Source organism: Micromonospora sp. I033, from assembly GCF_053890995.1.
In genome coordinates, this window is the sequence record NZ_JBSSLX010000025.1 from 1 (window position 1) to 19,634 (window position 19,634).

A 19,634-nucleotide genomic window follows, 5' to 3' on the forward strand; every position below is an offset into this window, starting at 1 on the left:
CGATCCGGGGGGGCAGGGGGCGGGGCCACTCGTTGCGTGGCCAGGAGCCGTCGACGATCAGGTGCACGGTGCGCTCCTCGGCGCCGCTGAGCCGCAGCACGAAGTCGCGGGGAAGCGGCGGGTCCACCGAGGGCGTCGTGATCATGAAGCGCACCCGGCCGCGGGACGACACGGCGGAGATCACGTCGGCGGCCGGCATGGTGCCGCGCAGGCGTACCCGGCCGATCCAGTAGACCTCCGCGGCGTGCTCCTGGGCGGCCCGGGTGATCGACGGGTACTCGCTGCGTACCCAGCGCTCGACCGCGCCGACGCAGAGCCCGCAGGCCCGCTCCCGGGGCTCCCGCGGACCCAACCCCCAGGCCCGCAGGTACGCCCCGACCGTGCCGGCGTCCATGGTCAGCTCGAACTGGCGCTCGATGAGGGTGGTCAGGCTCTGTCGCGTCCAGAGCTCCTCGTCCAGGCCGAACTCGTCGGGGTGGACGCCCCGCAGCACGTCGATCAGTTCGAGTTCCTGTTCGCGGCTGAGCGTTCCCGGCTCGCCCTGCCGCAGTCCGCGACGGACGGCTGCCACCGCCCCGTCACCGCCGATGGTGTGACGTCGGCACCAGCTGGTCACCGACCGCCCTGCGTCTCTGAGTGCAACCCCCACGTCCTGCGCAACGAGCCCGAATCGCAACTGGTCACGATATGTGGGGAGAAAAGTCTCCAAGCAGCGCAATGGGTTGTACAGCCCAAAACGTTATAAAGCGGCATAACGGGCGCGGCCCGGCCGGGGGTACGCGGAGGGCCCGCGTCGCGCACGACGCGGGCCCTCCGTCCGAGCAGGTGTTACAGGCTGCCACCCAGGCGCTTGAGCGCCGCCGTGAGGTTGGCCAGGTCCTTCTGCTGGGTGTTCTTCATGACCTGGGCGACCGCCAGCACGTCGTCGTCGTGCCCCTGGTCGAGGATCCCGTCGATCATGTGCACCCCGCCGACGTGATGCCGGATCATCATCTGCAGGAAGAGCACGTCGAACTCGCGCCCGGTCGCGGCCCGCAGCTTCGCCATCTCCTCCGGCGTGGCCATGCCGGGCATCAGGCCGTTCTTCACCGCCGTCGCGCCGTCCGGCATCCAGGCCATCGGCGGCCGGTCGCCGGTCGGGTCCAGCTTCCAGGAGCGCAGCCAGGTCTGCATGGTGCCGATCTCACCCTGCTGCCCGGTGGCGATGTCGCTGCCGATCTGGCGCACCTCCGGGTCCTGGCCCTGCCGGAACGCCATCAGCCCCATGGCCACCGCCTGCGCGTGGTGGCTGGTCATGTCCCGGGCGAACCCGGCCTCGGCCGAGTTGTCGCCGGGCCGGGTGAGCGCCGGGGTGAGCAGGCCGCCCGCGTACCCGAGGAGGAGGCCGACCACGACGGCGAGCGCCACGGCCAGCAGGCCGAAGCGGCGCGCGGCCGGCCGGCCGCCGTCGGCGGTGGCCGGCGTCTCGTCCAGGTCGGTGTCCGTCGTCACGGGGGCGGTCATCGCGTCGCTCACTGCGTGGGCTGGTTGCCCAGGTTGTCACGCGGCGTGGTGCCGGTGGCGGTGACACCCTGGTCGCAGAGCGCGGTCGGGCCCTCCACCGAGGCGTTCACCCGCAGGGTCTTGATGAACTCGTCGATCCGGCCGTCGTCGGCGTTGTCGACCTTGAGCTGGAAGCCCCAGGCCTGCAGCGAGATCGGCTTGTCCAGCCCCTCGAACGGGCTGAGCATCAGCTTCTCCTTGCCCTGGACCTTGGCCTTCAGCTTCGCCACCTGGTCGGCCGGCAGGTCGGGGCGGTAGGTGATCCAGACCGTGCCGTGCTCCAGGCTGTGCACCGCGTGCTCGTTGGCGATCGGGGCGTCGTAGACGTCGCCCATGCAGTTCTGCCAGGCCTGGTTGTGCGGGCCGCCGACCGGCGGGAGCACGTCGTACTTGATCGAGCCCGGCTGGTGCTGGCCGCCCTTGACCAGGTCCTTGTCCTTCTTGCGGAAGTCGACGATGCCGTTGATCGCGTCCGCCCGCTTCTGCCAGGGCTGCGAGCCCCGGTAGACCGCCCACGCGCCGACACCGATGATGCCGACGGCGAGCACGCCCACCGCGACGAACAGGGCGATCGGACCCCACGAGCGACCCTGGCTCACCTTCACCGGGGTGACCGGCTTGCGGCCCTTGCCGCCGGTCTGCCGCGGGCCGCCCTTGCCGGCCCCGGCCTTGCCGCCGGCGGGCTTGTCGGCAGCGGCGGGTCGGCCGGCGGCCGGCTTCTTGCCGGTGCTGACCACGGTCGGACGGCGCTCCGGGCCGCCCGGGGTGCTGATGCTCATCGTGCCTCGTCAGGTCGGTCGGTCAGGGGAGCCGCGGGGCCGGTTCACATGCTGGGTCGCCGCCGCGGGGACCGAGTCTACCCCCGATAACATGGTTCGGTGACTCCCGCAGAACTCGCCGAGGTCGTCCTCGCCGCAGCCCACGCCGTCTTCGAGGACCGGGGCCTGGATCGCTCCGCGCTGCCCGCGCAGACCACCGTCGAGCGACCCCGCAACCCCGAGCACGGCGACTACGCCTCGACGCTGGCGCTGCAGCTCAGCAAGAAGGTGGGCGTCCCGCCGCGGGAGCTGGCCACCGCTCTGGCCGACCAGCTGGGCCGCGCGCCGGGGATCAAGTCGGTGGAGATCGCCGGCCCGGGCTTCCTCAACATCCGGCTCGACGCGGCCGCCGCCGGCCAGCTCGCCAGGGTCATCGTCGAGGCCGGCCCGGCGTACGGCCGCAGCGACACCCTCGCCGGCCAGCGGATCAACCTGGAGTTCGTCTCGGCGAACCCGACCGGGCCGGTGCACATCGGCGGGGTCCGCTGGGCGGCCGTCGGCGACGCGCTCAGCCGGTTGCTCCGGGCCACCGGCGCCGACGTCGGCACCGAGTACTACTTCAACGACGCCGGCTCCCAGATCGACCGGTTCGCCCGCTCGCTGCTCGCCGCCGCCCAGGGCCAGCCGGCCCCGGAGGACGGCTACGGCGGCGCGTACATCGCGGAGATCGCGGCCGAGGTGGTCAAGCGTCGGCCCGAGGTGCTCGACCTGGCCGAGCCCGCCGCCCAGGAGGTGTTCCGGGTCGAGGGCGTCGAGCTGATGTTCGCCGAGATCAAGTCGTCGCTGCGCGACTTCGGCGTGGAGTTCGACACCTACTTCAACGAGAAGGACCTGCACGACCGGGGCGAGCTGGACAAGGCCCTCGACCGGCTGCGCGAGCAGGGCCACCTCTACGAGTCCGAGGGCGCCACCTGGCTGCGCACCACCGACTTCGGCGACGACAAGGACCGGGTGCTGCGCAAGTCCAACGGCGAGTGGACCTACTTCGCCGCCGACTGCGCCTACTACCTCGACAAGCGCGAGCGTGGCTTCGAGCGCGTGGTGATCATGCTGGGCGCCGACCACCACGGCTACATCGGCCGGATGAAGGCCATGGCCGCGTGCTTCGGCGACGACCCGGACCGCAACCTGGAGATCCTCATCGGCCAGCTGGTCAACCTGCTCCGCGACGGCGCTCCGGTGCGGATGAGCAAGCGGGCCGGCACCGTGGTCACCCTGGAGGACCTGGTCGACGCGATCGGCGTGGACGCGTCCCGCTACGCGCTGGCCCGCTACTCCAGCGACTCGCCGATCGACATCGACGTCGAGCTGTGGACCCGCGCCACCCGCGACAACCCGGTCTACTACGTGCAGTACGTCGCCGCCCGCACCGCCAGCGTGGGCCGCAACGCCGCCGAGGTCGGGCTGACCCGGGGCGAGGCCGACGCGTTCCACGCCGAGCTGCTCTCCCACGAGAAGGAGAACGAGCTGCTCAAGGCGCTCGCCGAGTTCCCCGCCGTGGTCTCCTCGGCGGCCGAGCTGCGCGGCCCGCACCTGGTCGCCCGCTACCTGGAGCGGCTGGCCGGCGCCTACCACCGGTTCTACGACAACTGCCGGATCCTGCCGCGGGGCGACGAGGAGGTCACCGACCTGCACCGGGCCCGGCTGTGGCTCAACGACGCCACCCGGGTGGTCATCGCCAACGGCCTGCGCCTGCTCGGCGTCTCGGCTCCGGAGCGGATGTAATGCGGGCGCACGAGGCCGGTGCCCTGCACGGCGACATCGGCAGCCGCGGGCCGGCCTGGCTGCGTACCCCGGTCGACGTCAACGAGCTGGTCCCGCAGCTGTGGCCGCGCAACGTGGCGCGCGGCGCGGGCGGGGCCCTGTCGGTCGCCGGCCTGGACGTCCGCGACCTGGCCGCCGAGTTCGGCACCCCGGTGTACGTGCTCGACGAGGACGACCTCCGCTCGCGCTGCCGCGAGTTCCGGGCCGCCTTCCCGGACGCCGACGTCTTCTACGCCGGCAAGGCGTTCCTCTGCCGGGCGGTGGTCCGAATGATCGCCGAGGAGGGCCTGTTCCTCGACGTCTGCACCGGGGGCGAGCTGGCCACCGCGCTGTCGGCCGGGATGCCGCCCGAGCGGATCGGCTTCCACGGCAACAACAAGTCGGTGGCCGAGCTGACCCGGGCCGTGGACGCCGGCGTGGGCCGGATCATCGTCGACTCGTTCGCCGAGATCGACCGGCTCACCGCGCTGGCCCGCGAGCGCGGGGTACGCCCGAGGGTGCTGGTCCGGGTGACCGTCGGCGTGGAGGCGCACACCCACGAGTTCATCGCCACCGCGCACGAGGACCAGAAGTTCGGCTTCTCCCTCGCGGGCGGGGCGGCCGCGGCGGCCGCCTTCAAGATCCTCGACGAGGACGTGCTGGAGCTGCGCGGCCTGCACTCGCACATCGGCTCGCAGATCTTCGACGCCAGCGGCTTCGAGGTCTCCGCCCGCCGGGTGCTCGCCCTCCAGGCGCAGATCCGCGACGCGCGCGGGGTGGAGCTGCCCGAGCTGGACCTGGGCGGTGGCTTCGGCATCGCGTACACCACGCAGGACGACCCGGCCGCGCCGCACGAGCTGGCCAAGCGGCTGCGCAAGATCGTCGACGGCGAGTGCGCGGCGGAGAAGCTGGCCGTGCCGCACCTCTCCATCGAGCCGGGCCGGGCCATCGTCGGGCCCGCGGTGTTCACCCTCTACGAGGTGGGCACCGTGAAGGACGTCGACGGCATCCGCACCTACGTGAGCGTCGACGGGGGGATGAGCGACAACATCCGCACCGCGCTCTACGACGCGTCCTACTCGGCGACGATGGCCAACCGGGTCTCCGCCGCGGAGCCGATGCTCGCCCGCGTGGTGGGAAAGCACTGTGAGTCCGGGGACATCGTGGTGAAGGATGAATTCCTGCCCGCCGACGTGCAGCCCGGAGATCTTGTCGCGGTGCCCGGCACCGGGGCCTACTGCCGGAGCATGGCCAGCAACTACAACCATGTCCCGCGGCCCCCGGTCGTCGCCGTCCGCGACGGTCGGGCCCGGCTGATCGTCCGCCGGGAGACCGAAGACGACCTGCTCGCATTGGATGTGGGATGACCTCACCCGTTCGCTTGGCGCTGCTCGGCTGCGGCACGGTCGGCAGCGACGTGGTGCGGCTGCTGCACGAGCAGTCGGCCGACCTCGCCGCCCGGATCGGCGCCCCGCTGGAGATCGCCGGCATCGCCGTCCGCCGGGTCGGCCGGGACCGCGGCGACCTGCCGGTCGACCCCGCCCTGTTCACCACCGACCCGCTCGGCCTGATCAAGCGGGACGACGTGGACGTGGTGGTGGAGGTCGTCGGCGGGATCGAGCCGGCCCGCACCTGGCTGGTCGAGGCCCTGCGCGCCGGCAAGAGCGTGGTCACCGCCAACAAGGCGCTGCTCGCCGAGGACGGCGCGACGCTGCACGACGCGGCCGCCGAGGGCGGGGCGGACCTCTACTACGAGGCCAGCGTCGCCGGGGCCATCCCGCTGCTGCGCCCGCTGCGCGAGTCGCTGCACGGCGACCGGATCAACCGGGTCACCGGCATCGTCAACGGCACCACCAACTTCATCCTCTCCGCCATGGACGCCACCGGCGCCGGCTTCGCCGAGGCCCTCGAGGAGGCCACCGAGCTGGGCTACGCCGAGGCCGACCCGACGGCCGACGTGGAGGGCTTCGACGCCGCCGCCAAGGCCGCCATCCTCGCCTCGCTGGCGTTCCACACCCGGGTGACCGCCGCCGACGTGCACCGCGAGGGCATCACCGAGGTGACCGCCGCCGACGTGGCCAGCGCCAAGGCCATGGGCTGCACCATCAAACTCCTCTGCATCGCCGCCCGGGGCGCCGACGCGGCCGGCCGCGAGACGGTCAGCGTCCGGGTGCACCCGGCGATGATCCCGCTGACCCACCCGCTGGCCGGCGTCGGCGACGCGTTCAACGCGGTCTTCGTCGAGGCCGAGGCGGCCGGGCAGCTGATGTTCTACGGCCGGGGCGCCGGCGGCGCGCCGACCGCCAGCGCGGTCCTCGGCGACGTGGTGGCGGTGGCCCGCAACCGCCTCGCCGGGGTGCACGCGGCCAGCGAGTCGGCGTACGCGGACCTGCCGGTGCGGCCGATGGGCGAGGCGCTCACCCGCTACCACATCAGCCTCGACGTGGCCGACCGGCCGGGTGTGCTGGAGGCGGTGGCCGGGGTCTTCGCCCGGCACGAGGTCTCCATCGCCACCGTGCGGCAGGGCCCGGCCGGCGGCGGCGCCGACGCCGAGCTGGTCATCGTCACCCACGTGGCGCCGGACGCCGCGCTCGCGGCCACCGTCCGCGAACTGCGCGGGCTGGACATCGTCCGCTCGGTGACGAGCGTGTTGCGGGTCGAGGGCGGGGCGTAGCCGCCCGTCCCGCCTGATGGTTATCCGGAGGTGTGCCGGCGGCCGGTCGGGAAGGCTGGTCCACGCTGGTAGGGCCCCCGGCGACCGGGGCGGCAGAGGCGAGGAGTGCGACATGTGGCGGGGTCTGATCGAGACGTACCGGGACCGGCTGCCGGTCACCGACGCGACTCCCGTCGTCACCCTGCACGAGGGGAACACGCCGCTGCTGCCGGCGCCGGTGCTCTCCGCCCGGGTCGGCGCCGACGTGTGGCTCAAGGTCGAGGGGGCGAACCCGACCGGCTCGTTCAAGGACCGGGGCATGACGGTCGCCGTCTCCAAGGCCGTCGAGGCCGGTGACAAGGCGATCATCTGCGCCTCTACGGGCAACACCAGCGCCTCCGCCGCCGCGTACGCGGCCCGCGCCGGCATCACCTGCGCCGTGCTGGTGCCGCAGGGCAAGATCGCGCTGGGCAAGCTGGCCCAGGCGCTGGTGCACGGCGCCCGCCTGCTCCAGGTGCAGGGCAACTTCGACGACTGCCTGGCGCTGGCCGGCAAGCTCGCCCAGGACTATCCGGTCGCGCTTGTCAACTCGGTGAACATCGACCGGCTGCACGGGCAGAAGACCGCCGCGTTCGAGATCGTCGAGGCGCTCGGCGACGCCCCCGACATCCACTGCCTGCCGGTCGGCAACGCCGGCAACATCTCCGCCTACTGGATGGGCTACTCCGAGGACCTGCGCGACGGCAACGCCACGAGGGCCCCGAAGATGTACGGCTTCCAGGCGGCCGGGGCGGCTCCGATCGTCACCGGCCAGGTGGTGCCGGAGCCGTCCACCATCGCCACCGCCATCCGGATCGGCAACCCGGCGAGCTGGACCAAGGCGCTCGACGCCCGGGACGCCTCCGGCGGGCTGATCTCCGCGGTCACCGACCGGGAGATCCTCACGGCCTACCGGCTGCTGGCCCGCGAGGTCGGGGTCTTCGTCGAGCTGGGCAGCGCGGCCAGCGTGGCCGGCCTGCTCCAGCAGGCCGCCGCCGGCCGGGTGCCGGCCGGCGGCACCGTGGTCTGCACGGTGACCGGCCACGGCCTCAAGGACCCGGAGTGGGCCATCTCCACGGCGCCCGCCCCGGTGACGATCGCCAACGACGCCCTGGCCGCGGCCCGCTCCCTCGACCTGGTCTGACCGCCCGCGCCGGACCGGAGCGGGCGCCGTCACGCCCGCCGGGGTCAGTGCGTGGGAGCGTGATCGGGTGCGGCAGACTCTGATCACCCCGTACACCCCTTCCCAGGAGTGAGTAACGCCGATGTCGCTGCTCGCCAGATTCAGTCTCGCCAACCGGGGCCTGATCGCCCTCATCGCGCTGGTGACCACGGCGTTCGGGGCGTTCGCCGTGCCGTCGCTGAAGCAGCAGCTGCTGCCGTCGCTGGAGTTCCCGGCCGCGTTCATCGTGGCGCCGTACCCGGGTGCCGCGCCGGAGATCGTCGAGTCCCAGGTCGCCGAGCCGATCGAGAACAGCCTGCAGGGCATCCCGGGCCTGGAGAAGGTCACCTCCACCTCGCGCGAGGGCTCCGCCACCGTCCAGGTGCAGTACGAGTTCGGCACCGACCTGGACGACGTGGTCAACAAGATGCAGACGGCGCTGAGCCGGATCGACGCCCAGCTCCCCGAGGGCGTCGACCCGCAGGTGATCGCCGGCAGCACCGACGACCTGCCCGCCGTGGTGGTCGCCGCGACCGGCGGCGGCGACGAGCAGGCCCTGGCCGAGAAGCTGCGCGGCACCGTCGTACCCGCGCTGGAGGGGCTGGACGGGGTCCGCACCGTCGACGTGACCGGCGCCCGCGACCAGGTCGTGACGATCGTTCCCGACCCGGCGAAGCTGGCCGCGGCCCGGCTGGCACCGACCGCGATCGCCCAGGCGCTGAAGACCAACGGCGTGGCACTGCCGGCCGGCGCGGTGATCGACGGCAGCCGCTCGCTGCCGGTGCAGGTCGGCACCCCGATCCGCACCGTGGACGACCTGCGGGGGATCGTGCTGAGCACCGCCCCGGCCGCCCCGGTACGCCTCGGCGACGTGGCCCGGGTGGAGCAGCAGCTCGCCCCGGCCACCGCCTTCACCCGCACCAACGGCAAGCCCAGCCTCGGCATCGCCGTCACCGCCGCGCCGGACGGCAACGCGGTGGCGATCTCGCACGACATCCGGGACCGCCTGGACGAGCTGGAGGCCGCCTCGGGCGCCGACCTGACCGTGGTCTTCGACCAGGCCCCGTTCGTCGAGCGGTCCATCGAGAGCCTCACCACCGAGGGCCTGCTCGGCCTGCTGATGGCGGTCGTGGTGATCCTGGTCTTCCTGCTCTCCGTCCGCTCCACCGTGGTCACCGCGGTCTCCATCCCGCTGTCGGTGCTGGTCGCGCTGATCGTGCTCTGGGCCGGCGACTACTCGCTGAACCTGCTCACCCTCGGCGCGCTGACCATCGCCGTCGGCCGGGTGGTCGACGACTCGATCGTGGTGCTGGAGAACATCAAGCGGCACCTGGAATACGGCGAGCCGAAGCGGGACGCCATCCTCGCCGCGGTCCGCGAGGTGGCCGGCGCGGTCACCGCGTCCACCCTCACCACGGTCGCCGTGTTCGCGCCGATCGCCCTGGTGGGCGGCTTCGTCGGGCAGCTCTTCGCGCCGTTCGCGATCACCGTGACGGTGGCCCTGCTCGCCTCGCTGCTGGTCTCGCTGACCGTGATCCCGGTGCTGGCGTACTGGTTCCTCAAGCCGCCGCGCGGCGGGGCCGACGAGGCCGCCGCCCGGCAGGCCGCCGCCGAGAAGGAGCTGCGCAGCCCGTTGCAGCGGGCGTACCTGCCGGTGATCGGCTTCGCCACCCGGTCCCGGGGCACCCGCTGGGCCACCGTGGCGCTGGGCCTGCTCGTGCTCTTCGGCACCTTCGGCCTGGCCCAGAAGCTGGAGACCAACTTCCTGGACGACTCCGGCCAGGACACCCTGGCCATCCAGCAGGAGCTGCCGGCGGGCACCGGGCTGACCGGCACCGACCAGGCCGCCGCGCGGGTCGAGGAGATCCTCCGGCGTACGCCGGGGGTGGCGACCTACCAGGTCAGCGCGGGCGGCGGCGACAACCCGTGGGCGGGTGGCGGCAACGACACCGCATCCTGGTCGCTGGCGCTCACCGACGACACCGACGCGGCGGAGGTCCGCGAGAAGCTGCGCAAGGAGTTCGACGCGCTCGGCCCGGAGGCGGGCGAGCTGACCTTCGGCGGCGGGCAGAACGCCGGCTCCGCCAACCAGCTCGAGGTGGTCGTGCAGGCCGCCGACCAGGAGACGCTGACCCGGGCCGCCGAGGCCGTCCGGGACGCGATGGCCGGCACGGCGGGCGTCGAGGACGTGACCACCGGCCTGGCCACCCGGGTCCCCCGGGTGGAGGTGACCGTGGACCGGGTCGCCGCGGCCCGGGCCGGGCTGACCGAGGCGGCGGTGGGGCAGCTCGTCGCGCAGGCGTACCGGGGGGCGCCGCTCGGCCAGGTCACCCTGGACGGCACCCCGCAGAACGTGGTGCTGAGCACCGGGGCCCGGCCGCCACTGAGCGTGGCCGAGCTGCGGGCGCTGCCGGTCGGCCCGGTGAAGCTGGACGACATCGCCGACGTCAACCAGGTCGAGGGCCCTCAGCAGGTGACCCGGATCGACGGTGAGCGGAGCGTGTCGGTGACCGGCACGGCCACCGGCTCGAACCTCGGCGCCACCACCCAGGAGCTGCAGAAGAAGCTGGACGCGCTGGACGTGCCGGGGGCGACGTTCGTCATCGGCGGTGTCAGCGCGGACCAGGCCGACGCCTTCGCCGACCTGGGACTGGCCGTGCTGGCCGCGATCGCGATCGTCTTCCTGATCATGGTGGGCACGTTCCGCAGCCTGACCCAGGCCCTGATCCTGCTGATCTCCGTGCCGTTCGCGGCGACCGGCGCGATCGGGCTGCTGCTGCTCACCGGCACCCCGCTGGGCGTGCCGGCGCTGATCGGCGTGCTCATGCTGGTCGGCATCGTGGTGACCAACGCGATCGTGCTGCTCGACCTGATCAACCAGTACCGGACGCGGGGCATGGGCGTGACCGAGGCGGTGGTCGAGGGCGGCCGGCGCCGGCTGCGGCCGATCCTGATGACCGCGGTGGCCACCGTGTTCGCGCTGCTGCCGATGGCGTTCGGCCTGACCGGTGAGGGCGGCTTCATCTCCAAGCCGCTGGCCGTCGTGGTGATCGGCGGGCTGCTCAGCTCCACGCTGCTCACGCTGATCCTCGTGCCGACGCTCTACACCATGGTGGAACGCACCAAGGAGTCCTTCCGCGCGCGCCGGGCCCGCCGGCGCGGCACCCCGGCGCCCGTCGCGCCGGCGGCGCCGGCCCTGGTGACCGTCGGGGCCGGGGAACGTCCGGTCGAGGCCGCCGCCTCGGCCGCCGAGCTGCCGGCCCGCCCGGCGCCGTCGGCCGCGCTGGTCGACGGCACGGACCAGTTCGAGGTGCTGCGCCTGCCGAAGAGCCGCCGCTCCCCGCTCCCGCCGACGGAGTAGCCGCCCGATCCCCGAGAGGGTGGCCGTCCCCGTGTCGGGGCGGCCACCCTCTCCCCATGTGGGGGACGGTGGCGGACGGCCGGCGGCGGACGGCCCGATAGGGTTCCGGCGTGTCACCCACCGTCTCGGTCCTCGTCCGCAACCGCGACTTCCGCAACCTCTTCCTCGCTGAACTGGTGGTCTTCGGCGCCGACTGGTTCGTCATGGTGCCGCTGCTCGTGCTCCTGCCGGCGCTGACCGGCAGCGGGGTGTGGGGGGCGCTGGTGCTGGCCGTGGACACCGGTATGACCGCGCTGCTGCTGCCGTACACCGGCACCATCGCCGACCGGTTCGACCGGCGGAAGATCATGATGGCGGCCAACCTCGCCGCGCTGGCCGGCATCCTGCTGCTGCTCGGCGTCCGCGACGCCGGCACGGCCTGGCTGGCACTGGTGTCGATCGCCGCCGTGGCGGTGGCGAAGGCCTTCTACTCGCCGGCCGCCCAGGCCGCCCTGCCCAACGTGCTCGACCCGGCCGACCTGGCCGCCGGCAACGCGATCGCCGGCTCGGCCTGGGGCACCATGACCGTGGTCGGCGCCTCGCTCGGCGGCATGCTCAGCGCCGCCGCCGGCCCGTACGCCAGCTTCTGGGTGGCGGCGGTGGCCCTGGCCGCGGCGGCGGGGCTGGCCGCGCTGATCCGCCGGCCGTTGCAGGCCCCCCGCGACCCGGCGGCGGTCGTCCCGCGCACCTGGCCGGCGATCCGCGAGGCGCTGGGCTACATCGCCCACCGGCCGCGCGTGCTCGCCCTGGTCACCGTGAAGTCGGCGGTCGGCCTGGGCAACGGCGTGCTGACCGTCTTCCCCCTGCTCGCCGGGGTGTACGGGGTCGGCGCGATCGGCACCGGCCTGCTCTTCGCCTCCCGGGGCGCCGGCGCCCTGGTCGGCCCGATCCTGATGCGCCGGGTGCTCAGCAACCGCGCCTGGCTGCTCACCGGCCTGGCCCTGTCCATGTCTCTCTACGGCCTGGCCTACGTCGGCGTCTCGCTGGTGTCCTGGTTCCCGCTGGTGCTGGTGCTGGTCTTCCTGGCCCACCTGGGCGGCGGCAGCAACTGGGTGCTCTCCAACTACGCCCTCCAGGGCGAGGTGCCGGACCGGCTGCGCGGCCGGGTCTTCGCCACCGACATGATGCTGGCGACGCTGGCCATCGCGGTCAGCCAGCTGGTCGTGGCGCTGGTGGTCGACGCGGTCGACGAGCGCACCGTGCTGGCCGGTTGCGGCCTGGTCACGGTGGTCTACGCGGTGGGCTGGCGGCTCGCCACCCGGCGGCTGTCGCTCACCGACCCGGCCGAGGAGACGGCACCGAGCCGCACCCCGTGAGCGTGCCCGTCGGCGGGTACCGGTCCCAGGGTCCGGGCGATCCGGCGCGCGGCCGGGACCGCGCCCTAGCATGAGCCGGTGCCGATGACTTTCACCGCCGGTCCGGTCCGGGTCCGGGTGCCCGCGACCAGCGCCAACCTGGGCCCGGGCTTCGACTCGCTCGGGCTGGCCCTCGGGCTGCACGACGACCTGGCAGCCGAGGTGACCGCCGGCGGCGTACGGGTGGCGGTGAGCGGAGAGGGCGCCGGCGAGCTGCCCGACGACGACCGGCACCTCGTGGTGACCGCCATGCGGGCCGCCTTCGACGTGCTCGGCGGGCAGCCGACCGGGCTGGCCCTGGAGTGCGTCAACCGGATCCCCCAGGCCCGGGGCCTCGGGTCCTCCTCGGCGGCCATCGTGGCCGGGGTGCTGCTGGCCCGGGCGCTGGTCGCCGACGGCGCGGCGCGGCTGGACGACGCCGCCGCGCTCCGGCTGGCCTCCGAGCTGGAGGGGCATCCCGACAACGTGGCGCCCTGCCTGCTCGGTGGCTTCACGGTGGCCTGGACCGAGCCGGCCGGCGCCCGGGCGGTCTCGCTGCCCGTGGCGGAGACGGTCCGGCCCACCGTCTTCGTTCCCGGTGAGCGGGGGCTGACCTCGGTCGCCCGGGCGGCGCTGCCGGCCACCGTGCCGCACGCCGACGCGGCGCTGACCGCGGGGCGGGCCGCGCTGCTGGTGCACGCGCTGACCGCCGATCCGGCGCTGCTGCTGCCGGCCACCGTCGACCGGCTGCACCAGGACTACCGGGCCGGGGACATGCCGGCCACCGCGGCCCTGGTGGCCGCGCTGCGTGCGACGGGTGTGGCGGCTGTGGTCAGTGGGGCGGGACCCACCGTGCTGGCGTTGTCCGAGGTCCCCGCGGGATTCGAGGCGGGAACAGATTGGCGCCGGTGGGAGTTGCCGATAGACGTCAGCGGTGCCCGGGTCGCCCGGGGTAGACTTGGACACGCCGAGCGGGACCCTGTTGCCGCAGGTCGGAAGAGTTGATTACGCTCTACACCTAGCACAGCCGCGAAGCATGCGATCTCCTGCGGGTCGGCGCACCCCCGAAGCTCTCGGCGGTCAGCCCGTCACCCCTGCCAAAGGCCCACGCCGCACCGCAGTTTCCACAGGTCGCCGCAGACGGCGAGACCTGCTCACCGAGCTTGGTGAGTCGGGAAACCGACCGGCTGCTGTGTCACAGACTCCCGCGACGCGTCCCTGCGAGGCGGGTGCACCGAGGCCGCCCGGCCACCTGTTCTCGACTCCGGGCAGCCCCGGCCTATCGAGGGAAGGAATCCATTGAGCGACACCACCGACGTGACGTCGGATGTTTCCAACGTCGCTGGCGATGCCACCACTGCCGCCCCCACACGGCGTCGGCGCAGCGGTACCGGCCTGTCGGCGATGCTGCTGCCTGAGCTCCAGAGCCTGGCCGCGTCGCTCGGTATCTCCGGTACGGCTCGCATGCGCAAGGGCGAGCTGATCAGCGCGATCACCGAGCGGCAGGGCGGCGCCGCCGCCGGAACCCCTCGACCGCGGGCCGAGGTCGCGGCCGCGACCGCTCCCGCCCGCGAGGAGGTGCACGCCGAGGTCCGCGAGGAGCGGGCCGAGACCGAGCGGCGCACCGCCGAGCCGGCGCCGGCTGCCGAGGCGACCGAGGGCCGCACCCGCAGCCGCCGGGGCCGGGCGGCCGCCGCGACCGCCGAGGCGCGGCCGGCCGAGACGCGTGCCGAGGAGGCTCCCGCCGAGACCGGCGAGCGGGCCGAGCGCGGTGAGCGGGCCGAGGGTCGGGGCCGCGAGCGTGCCGAGCGCGGCGAGCGTGCGGAGCGCGGCGGCGAGCGCGGTGACCGGGCCGAGCGCGGCGGCGAGCGGGCCGAGCGCACCGACCGGGGCGAGCGGGCCGAGCGCACCGACCGGGGCGAGCGGGCCGAGCGTGGCGAGCGGGGCGAGCGCAACGAGCGTGGCGACCGGGGTGACCGGGGCGAGCGCAACGAGCGCACCGACCGGGGTGACCGGGGCGACCGCAACGACCGGGGCCAGCGCGCCGAGCGCCACGACGACGGCGACGAGGACGGCGAGGGCGGCGGCCGGCGCGGCCGGCGCAGCCGGTTCCGCGACCGCCGGCGCGGCGGCCGCGGCGAGCGCGCCGAGGGCGACGGTGGCGGCCGCGAGCCGCAGGTCGGCGAGGACGACGTGCTCGTCCCGGTCGCCGGCATCATCGACGTGCTCGACAACTACGCCTTCGTCCGGACCACCGGCTACCTGGCCGGCCCGAACGACGTGTACGTCTCGATGTCCCAGATCAAGAAGTACGGCCTGCGCCGCGGTGACGCGATCACCGGCGCCGTGCGGGCCGCCCGGGACGGCGAGCAGCGGCGCGACAAGTACAACCCGCTGGTCCGGCTCGACACCATCAACGGGATGGAGCCGGACGAGGCGAAGCGCCGGCCGGAGTTCTACAAGCTCACTCCGCTGTACCCGCAGGAGCGGCTGCGGCTGGAGACCGAGCCGAACGTGCTGACCACCCGGGTCATCGACCTGGTGATGCCGATCGGCAAGGGCCAGCGGGCGCTGATCGTCTCGCCGCCGAAGGCGGGTAAGACGATGGTGCTGCAGGCGATCGCGAACGCGATCACCCGGAACAACCCGGAGTGCCACCTGATGGTGGTGCTGGTCGACGAGCGGCCGGAAGAGGTCACCGACATGCAGCGGTCGGTGAAGGGCGAGGTCATCGCGGCCACGTTCGACCGTCCGCCGCAGGACCACACCACGGTGGCGGAGCTGGCGATCGAGCGGGCGAAGCGCCTGGTCGAGCTGGGCCACGACGTGGTCGTGCTGCTCGACTCGGTGACCCGGCTCGGTCGGTCGTACAACCTGGCGGCGCCGGCCAGCGGCCGGATCATGTCGGGTGGTATCGACTCCACCGCGCTGTACCCGCCGAAGCGCTTCCTGGGCGCGGCGCGGAACATCGAGAACGGTGGCTCGCTGACCATCCTCGCCACCGCGCTGGTGGAGACCGGCTCGATGGCCGACACGGTCATCTTCGAGGAGTTCAAGGGCACCGGCAACGCCGAGCTGAAGCTGGACCGGAAGATCGCCGACAAGCGGGTCTTCCCGGCCATCGACATCAACCCCTCCGGCACCCGCAAGGAGGAGGTCCTGCTCGCGCCGGAGGAGCTGGCGATCGTCCACAAGCTCCGCAAGGTGCTGCACTCGCTGGACTCGCAGGCGGCGCTCGACCTCCTGCTGGACCGGCTCAAGCAGTCCCGCACGAACATCGAGTTCCTGATGCAGATCGCGAAGTCCACCCCGGGCGAGTGATCTGAGGTTCTCCGGAGAGGGGCACGGCCTGCGGGCCGTGCCCCTCTCCGCGTACCGGGGCGGGGAGCGGTGGTGAAGTTTTTCTTCGGTTAAGCCGGAGGGTATTGAAACTTCTGTTCAGTCTCGGGTTGACTGTGGTCCATGCGAATCCGCAGTCGATCCGCCCGTCTCGCCGGCGTCCTGCTGCTGACGCCGCTGCTCACGCTCACCGCTCCGGTTCCGCCCGGTGCGGCGGCGGCCACGGCCGAGCCGCGTACCCCGGCCGAGGACGCCCCGGCGGCCTCCTCCCGTCCCGACTCCGCGGTCGCCCTCGCCGGTGAGGCCGGCGTGGAGCCGGCCGGCGGCCTGGAGACCGCGAAGACCACCCGTCCGGTCGCCCCCGGACTCGACCTGACCTCCTTCGACCGGTACGACGCCGACGGCTGGCTGCGGGCCGACGCCCTCACCGCCGACCTCTCCGGCGGCGTGACCGTCGACTACGTCAACTCCGGCGCGGTGACCCGCGACGAGCCGTTGCGCGCGGCCGTGGACCGCTCCCGGGCGGTGGCCGCGGTCAACGGCGACTTCTTCGACATCAACAACTCAGGCGCCGCCCAGGGCATCGGCATCCGCTCCGGCGAGCTGGTCCAGTCGCCGGTCGCCGGGCACACCAACGCCGCCGCGATAAGCGCCGAGGGAATCGGCCGGGTCATCCAGGTCGGCTTCGAGGGCACCGCCACCCTGCCCGCCGGGCCGGTGCCGCTGACCCAGTTCAACAACATGGTGCAGCGCGACGGCGTGGGCGTCTTCACCCCGCTCTGGGGGTCGTACACCCGCCAGCGGGCCGTGGAGGGCGCCGCGCGGGCGACCGAGGTGACGGTGACCGGCGGCCGGGTGGCGACCGTGGCCACCACGGCGGGGGAGGGTCCGATCCCGGCCGGGACCACGGTGCTGCTCGGCCGGGAGGCCGGTGCCGACGCCCTCGCCGCGCTGCGCCCCGGCGACCCGGTCGACCTGACCTGGCGGCCGAAGCCCTCCGACGGGAGCAACCCGCGCGCCGCGGTCGGCGGCGGCAGCGTGCTGGTCCGCGACGGCGTGGTGCAGACCATCGCCGACGCGAGCCTGGCCCCGCGCACCTCGGTCGGGTTCTCCGCCGACGGCCGCCGGATGATCATGCTGACCGTGGACGGCCGGCAGGTGGACAGCCGGGGCGTCACCCAGACCGAGATGGGCCGGATGATGGTCGAGCTGGGCGCGTGGAGCGCGCTCAACCTCGACGGCGGCGGCTCCTCGACCCTGCTGGCCCGGGAGCCGGGCGCGGCGGCGGTCCAGGTGGAGAACAGCCCCTCCGACGGCAGCGAGCGACCGGTGCCGAACGGCCTGGCCATCTACGCCCCGCAGGGCAGCGGCCGGCTCACCGGCTACTGGCTGGAGACCGCGAGCGACCCGACCGCCGCGCCGGGCGTCGCCCCGATCCGCGGCGGCCGGCCGGACCGGGTCTTCCCCGGCCTCACCCGCCGGCTCACCGCGGCGGGCTACGACGAGACGTACGGGCCGGCCGCCGGCGCGCCGCAGTGGCGGGCCAACCCGGCCGCCCAGGGCACCGTGGACGACGGGGTGTTCCGGGCCGGCCGGCCCGGCCGCAGCACCGTCACGGCCTGGCGCGACGAGGCGCGCGGCACCCTCGACCTGACCGTGCTGGGGCCGCTGGAGCGCGTCGACTCCACGGTGGACCGGCTCGGCCTCAACCAGCAGGGCGACAGCGGCCTGTTCGGCGTGGTCGGCTACGACGCGGAGGGGAACACCGCGCCCATCGAGCCGGCCGACCTGAAGCTGGAGTACGACCACGACCTGCTCAACGTCACTCCCACGGCCGACGGCAACCTCGCGGTCAAGGCGCTCGCCGGCACCGGCTCCGCGCTGGTCACCGTCCGGGTCGGCGCGCGGACCACGGTGCTCCCGGTCACCGTCGGGCTCACCGACGTGCCGGTGGCCGGCTTCGACGACGCCGCCTCCTGGAAGTTCAGCCAGGCCCGGGCCAGCGGCGCGGTCGCCCCGGCCGAGGGCCACACCGGCACCGGCCTGAGGATGTCGTACGACTTCAGCCAGTCCACCGGCACCCGCGCCGCGTACGCGGACCCGCCGGCCTGGATCCCGGTGCCCGGCCAGCCGCAGGCGTTCGGCATGTGGATCAAGGGCAACGGCATGGGCGAGTGGCCCAGCCTGCACCTGCACGACGCCCAGGACACCCAGTTCGTCCTGCGCGGCCCCTACCTGACCTGGACCGGCTGGCGGTACGTCGAGTTCACCGTCCCCGCCGGCGTGCAGTACCCGGTGCGGGTGCGCCGGTTCTACGTGGCCGAGACCGATCCGGCCAAGCAGTACCGCAGCGAGGTGGTCATCGACGACCTGGTGGCCCGGGTGCCCCCGACGGTGCAGGCGCCGGAGGAGCCGAACCGCACCGACCGGGTGGTGCTGCGCGACGGCACGGTGGACGGTGCGCCCTGGCGCTTCGCGGTCATGTCCGATGCCCAGTTCGTGGCCGCGAACCCCGACAGCGACCTGGTCGCCCAGGCCCGCCGCACGCTCCGCGAGATCCGCGCGGCGAGGCCGGATTTCCTGCTCATCAACGGGGACTTCGTGGACACCGCCTACCCGGCGGACTTCGCGCTGGCCAAGCGGATCCTGGACGAGGAGCTGGGCGGGGAACTGCCGTACCACTACGTGCCCGGCAACCACGAGATCATGGGCGCGCCGATCAGCAACTTCCGGAGCGTGTTCGGGGACACCTCGCGGGTCTTCGACCACCAGGGCACCCGGTTCGTCACGCTCAGCACGGCCACCGGCTCGCTGCGCGGCGGCGGGTTCGACCAGGTGGAGCTGCTACGGGAGACGCTCGACGCGGCGGCCACCGATCCCGCGGTCGGCTCGGTCACCGTGCTCTTCCACCACCCGCCCCGCGACCCCAGCCCGGCCAAGGCAAGCCAGCTCGGCGACCGGAAGGAGGCGGCCCTGGTCGAGCAGTGGCTGGCCGACTTCCAGCACCGCACCGGCAAGGGCGCGCTGATGGTCAACGGGCACGTCGGCACCTTCCACGCCGACCGGGTGGACGGCGTGCCGTACGTGATCAACGGCAACTCGGGCAAGGAGCCGTCCACCCCGGCCCAGCTCGGCGGCTTCACCGGCTGGACCGAGTTCGGCGTCGACCCGGTGACCCCGGAGGAGGCCGAGCAGGCGCGCCGGGACCCGCTCGCCGAGGGGCCGCGCTGGGTCGCGGCGGAGTTCCACGCCCACGTCGACCGCCTCGCCCTGGCCGCCCCGGCCGAGGTCGCGGTCGGCGCCCCGGCCGCGGTCACGGCCACGCTCACCCAGCCCGGCGGCCGTGCCGTCCCGGTGGCGGCCCCGGTCAGCGCCGACTGGGCCGGCTCGCCGAACCTGCACATCGGCGCGGCCGACGGGGTGAAGCCCTGGCACGTGGCCCGGTTCGATCCGGCGACCGGGCGGCTGACCGCGCTGCGCCCCGGCGCGCAGGTGCTGCTCGCGGTCACCGTCAACGGCGTCCGCGCCGAGGCGACGGTGACCACCGCGGCGGCGGAGGCGCCCGCCGCCTGACGGTCCGGGGGCGCGGAAGGTCCGCCCGCGC

At 73.8% G+C, this 19,634-nt stretch carries 12 protein-coding genes; 9 read left to right on the forward strand and 3 right to left on the reverse strand.

The window, feature by feature from the left end; genetic code table 11:
* The 3 genes from ACW0Q9_RS07010 to ACW0Q9_RS07020 all read right to left on the reverse strand — a co-directional run.
* A partial coding sequence (locus ACW0Q9_RS07010) for a winged helix-turn-helix domain-containing protein (RefSeq protein ID WP_456179143.1) occupies positions 1–649 on the reverse strand: 649 nt, incomplete at its 3' end.
* Between the two features lie 179 nt (positions 650–828).
* Entirely contained in the window at positions 829–1,503 is a 675-nt protein-coding gene (locus ACW0Q9_RS07015) for a DUF305 domain-containing protein (RefSeq protein ID WP_456179111.1), read from the reverse strand.
* A gap of 8 nt (positions 1,504–1,511) precedes the next feature.
* Positions 1,512–2,321: a DUF3105 domain-containing protein gene (locus tag ACW0Q9_RS07020; protein ID WP_456179112.1), complete on the reverse strand. Its 810-nt coding sequence runs from the start codon at positions 2,319–2,321 to the stop codon at positions 1,512–1,514.
* 99 nt (positions 2,322–2,420) lie between these two features.
* On the opposite strand from ACW0Q9_RS07020, the gene argS reads away from it, so the two are divergent.
* The 9 genes from argS to ACW0Q9_RS07065 all read left to right on the forward strand — a co-directional run bounded on the left by argS (position 2,421) and on the right by ACW0Q9_RS07065 (position 19,603).
* Complete coding sequence (gene argS / locus ACW0Q9_RS07025; RefSeq protein WP_456179113.1) at positions 2,421–4,085, forward strand: arginine--tRNA ligase; 1,665 nt, start codon at positions 2,421–2,423, stop codon at positions 4,083–4,085.
* Entirely contained in the window at positions 4,085–5,470 is a 1,386-nt protein-coding gene (gene lysA / locus ACW0Q9_RS07030) for a diaminopimelate decarboxylase (protein WP_456179114.1), read from the forward strand. The genes argS and lysA overlap by 1 nt, the downstream gene beginning before the upstream one ends.
* A complete protein-coding gene (locus tag ACW0Q9_RS07035) occupies positions 5,467–6,777 on the forward strand; it encodes a homoserine dehydrogenase (RefSeq protein ID WP_456179115.1) in 1,311 nt (436 codons plus the stop codon). Before lysA ends, ACW0Q9_RS07035 begins: the two co-directional genes overlap by 4 nt.
* Positions 6,778–6,889: 112 nt before the next feature.
* The gene (gene thrC, locus ACW0Q9_RS07040) at positions 6,890–7,939 is read left to right on the forward strand and encodes a threonine synthase (RefSeq protein ID WP_456179116.1); all 1,050 of its coding nucleotides are present in this window, start codon (positions 6,890–6,892) and stop codon (positions 7,937–7,939) included.
* Between the two features lie 121 nt (positions 7,940–8,060).
* The gene (locus ACW0Q9_RS07045; RefSeq protein WP_456179117.1) at positions 8,061–11,318 is read left to right on the forward strand and encodes an efflux RND transporter permease subunit; all 3,258 of its coding nucleotides are present in this window, start codon (positions 8,061–8,063) and stop codon (positions 11,316–11,318) included.
* A gap of 110 nt (positions 11,319–11,428) precedes the next feature.
* Positions 11,429–12,673: an MFS transporter gene (locus tag ACW0Q9_RS07050; RefSeq protein ID WP_456179118.1), complete on the forward strand. Its 1,245-nt coding sequence runs from the start codon at positions 11,429–11,431 to the stop codon at positions 12,671–12,673.
* An 84-nt stretch (positions 12,674–12,757) separates the two neighbouring features.
* Entirely contained in the window at positions 12,758–13,696 is a 939-nt protein-coding gene (thrB, locus tag ACW0Q9_RS07055) for a homoserine kinase (RefSeq protein WP_456179144.1), read from the forward strand.
* Positions 13,697–13,990: 294 nt separating this feature from the next.
* Positions 13,991–16,012, forward strand: coding sequence for a transcription termination factor Rho (rho, locus tag ACW0Q9_RS07060; protein WP_456179119.1), 2,022 nt, complete (start codon positions 13,991–13,993; stop codon positions 16,010–16,012).
* Positions 16,013–16,153: 141 nt separating this feature from the next.
* Positions 16,154–19,603 carry a phosphodiester glycosidase family protein gene (locus ACW0Q9_RS07065; protein WP_456179120.1) on the forward strand — a complete coding sequence of 1,150 codons (3,450 nt, stop codon included), beginning with the start codon at positions 16,154–16,156 and terminating at the stop codon, positions 19,601–19,603.
* Positions 19,604–19,634 lie beyond the last annotated feature (31 nt).

What these genes read in the sequence shown, in the direction of transcription:
- ACW0Q9_RS07045 (WP_456179117.1), top strand. Translation starts at nt 8,061, where the DNA reads ATGTCGCTGCTCGCCAGATTCAGTCTCGCCAACCGGGGCCTGATCGCC.
- thrB (WP_456179144.1), top strand. Translation starts at nt 12,758, where the DNA reads ATGACTTTCACCGCCGGTCCGGTCCGGGTCCGGGTGCCCGCGACCAGC.
- ACW0Q9_RS07065 (WP_456179120.1), top strand. Translation starts at nt 16,154, where the DNA reads ATGCGAATCCGCAGTCGATCCGCCCGTCTCGCCGGCGTCCTGCTGCTG.
- lysA (WP_456179114.1), top strand. Translation starts at nt 4,085, where the DNA reads ATGCGGGCGCACGAGGCCGGTGCCCTGCACGGCGACATCGGCAGCCGC.
- ACW0Q9_RS07035 (WP_456179115.1), top strand. Translation starts at nt 5,467, where the DNA reads ATGACCTCACCCGTTCGCTTGGCGCTGCTCGGCTGCGGCACGGTCGGC.
- thrC (WP_456179116.1), top strand. Translation starts at nt 6,890, where the DNA reads ATGTGGCGGGGTCTGATCGAGACGTACCGGGACCGGCTGCCGGTCACC.
- ACW0Q9_RS07020 (WP_456179112.1), bottom strand. Translation starts at nt 2,321, where the DNA reads ATGAGCATCAGCACCCCGGGCGGCCCGGAGCGCCGTCCGACCGTGGTC.
- ACW0Q9_RS07015 (WP_456179111.1), bottom strand. Translation starts at nt 1,503, where the DNA reads ATGACCGCCCCCGTGACGACGGACACCGACCTGGACGAGACGCCGGCC.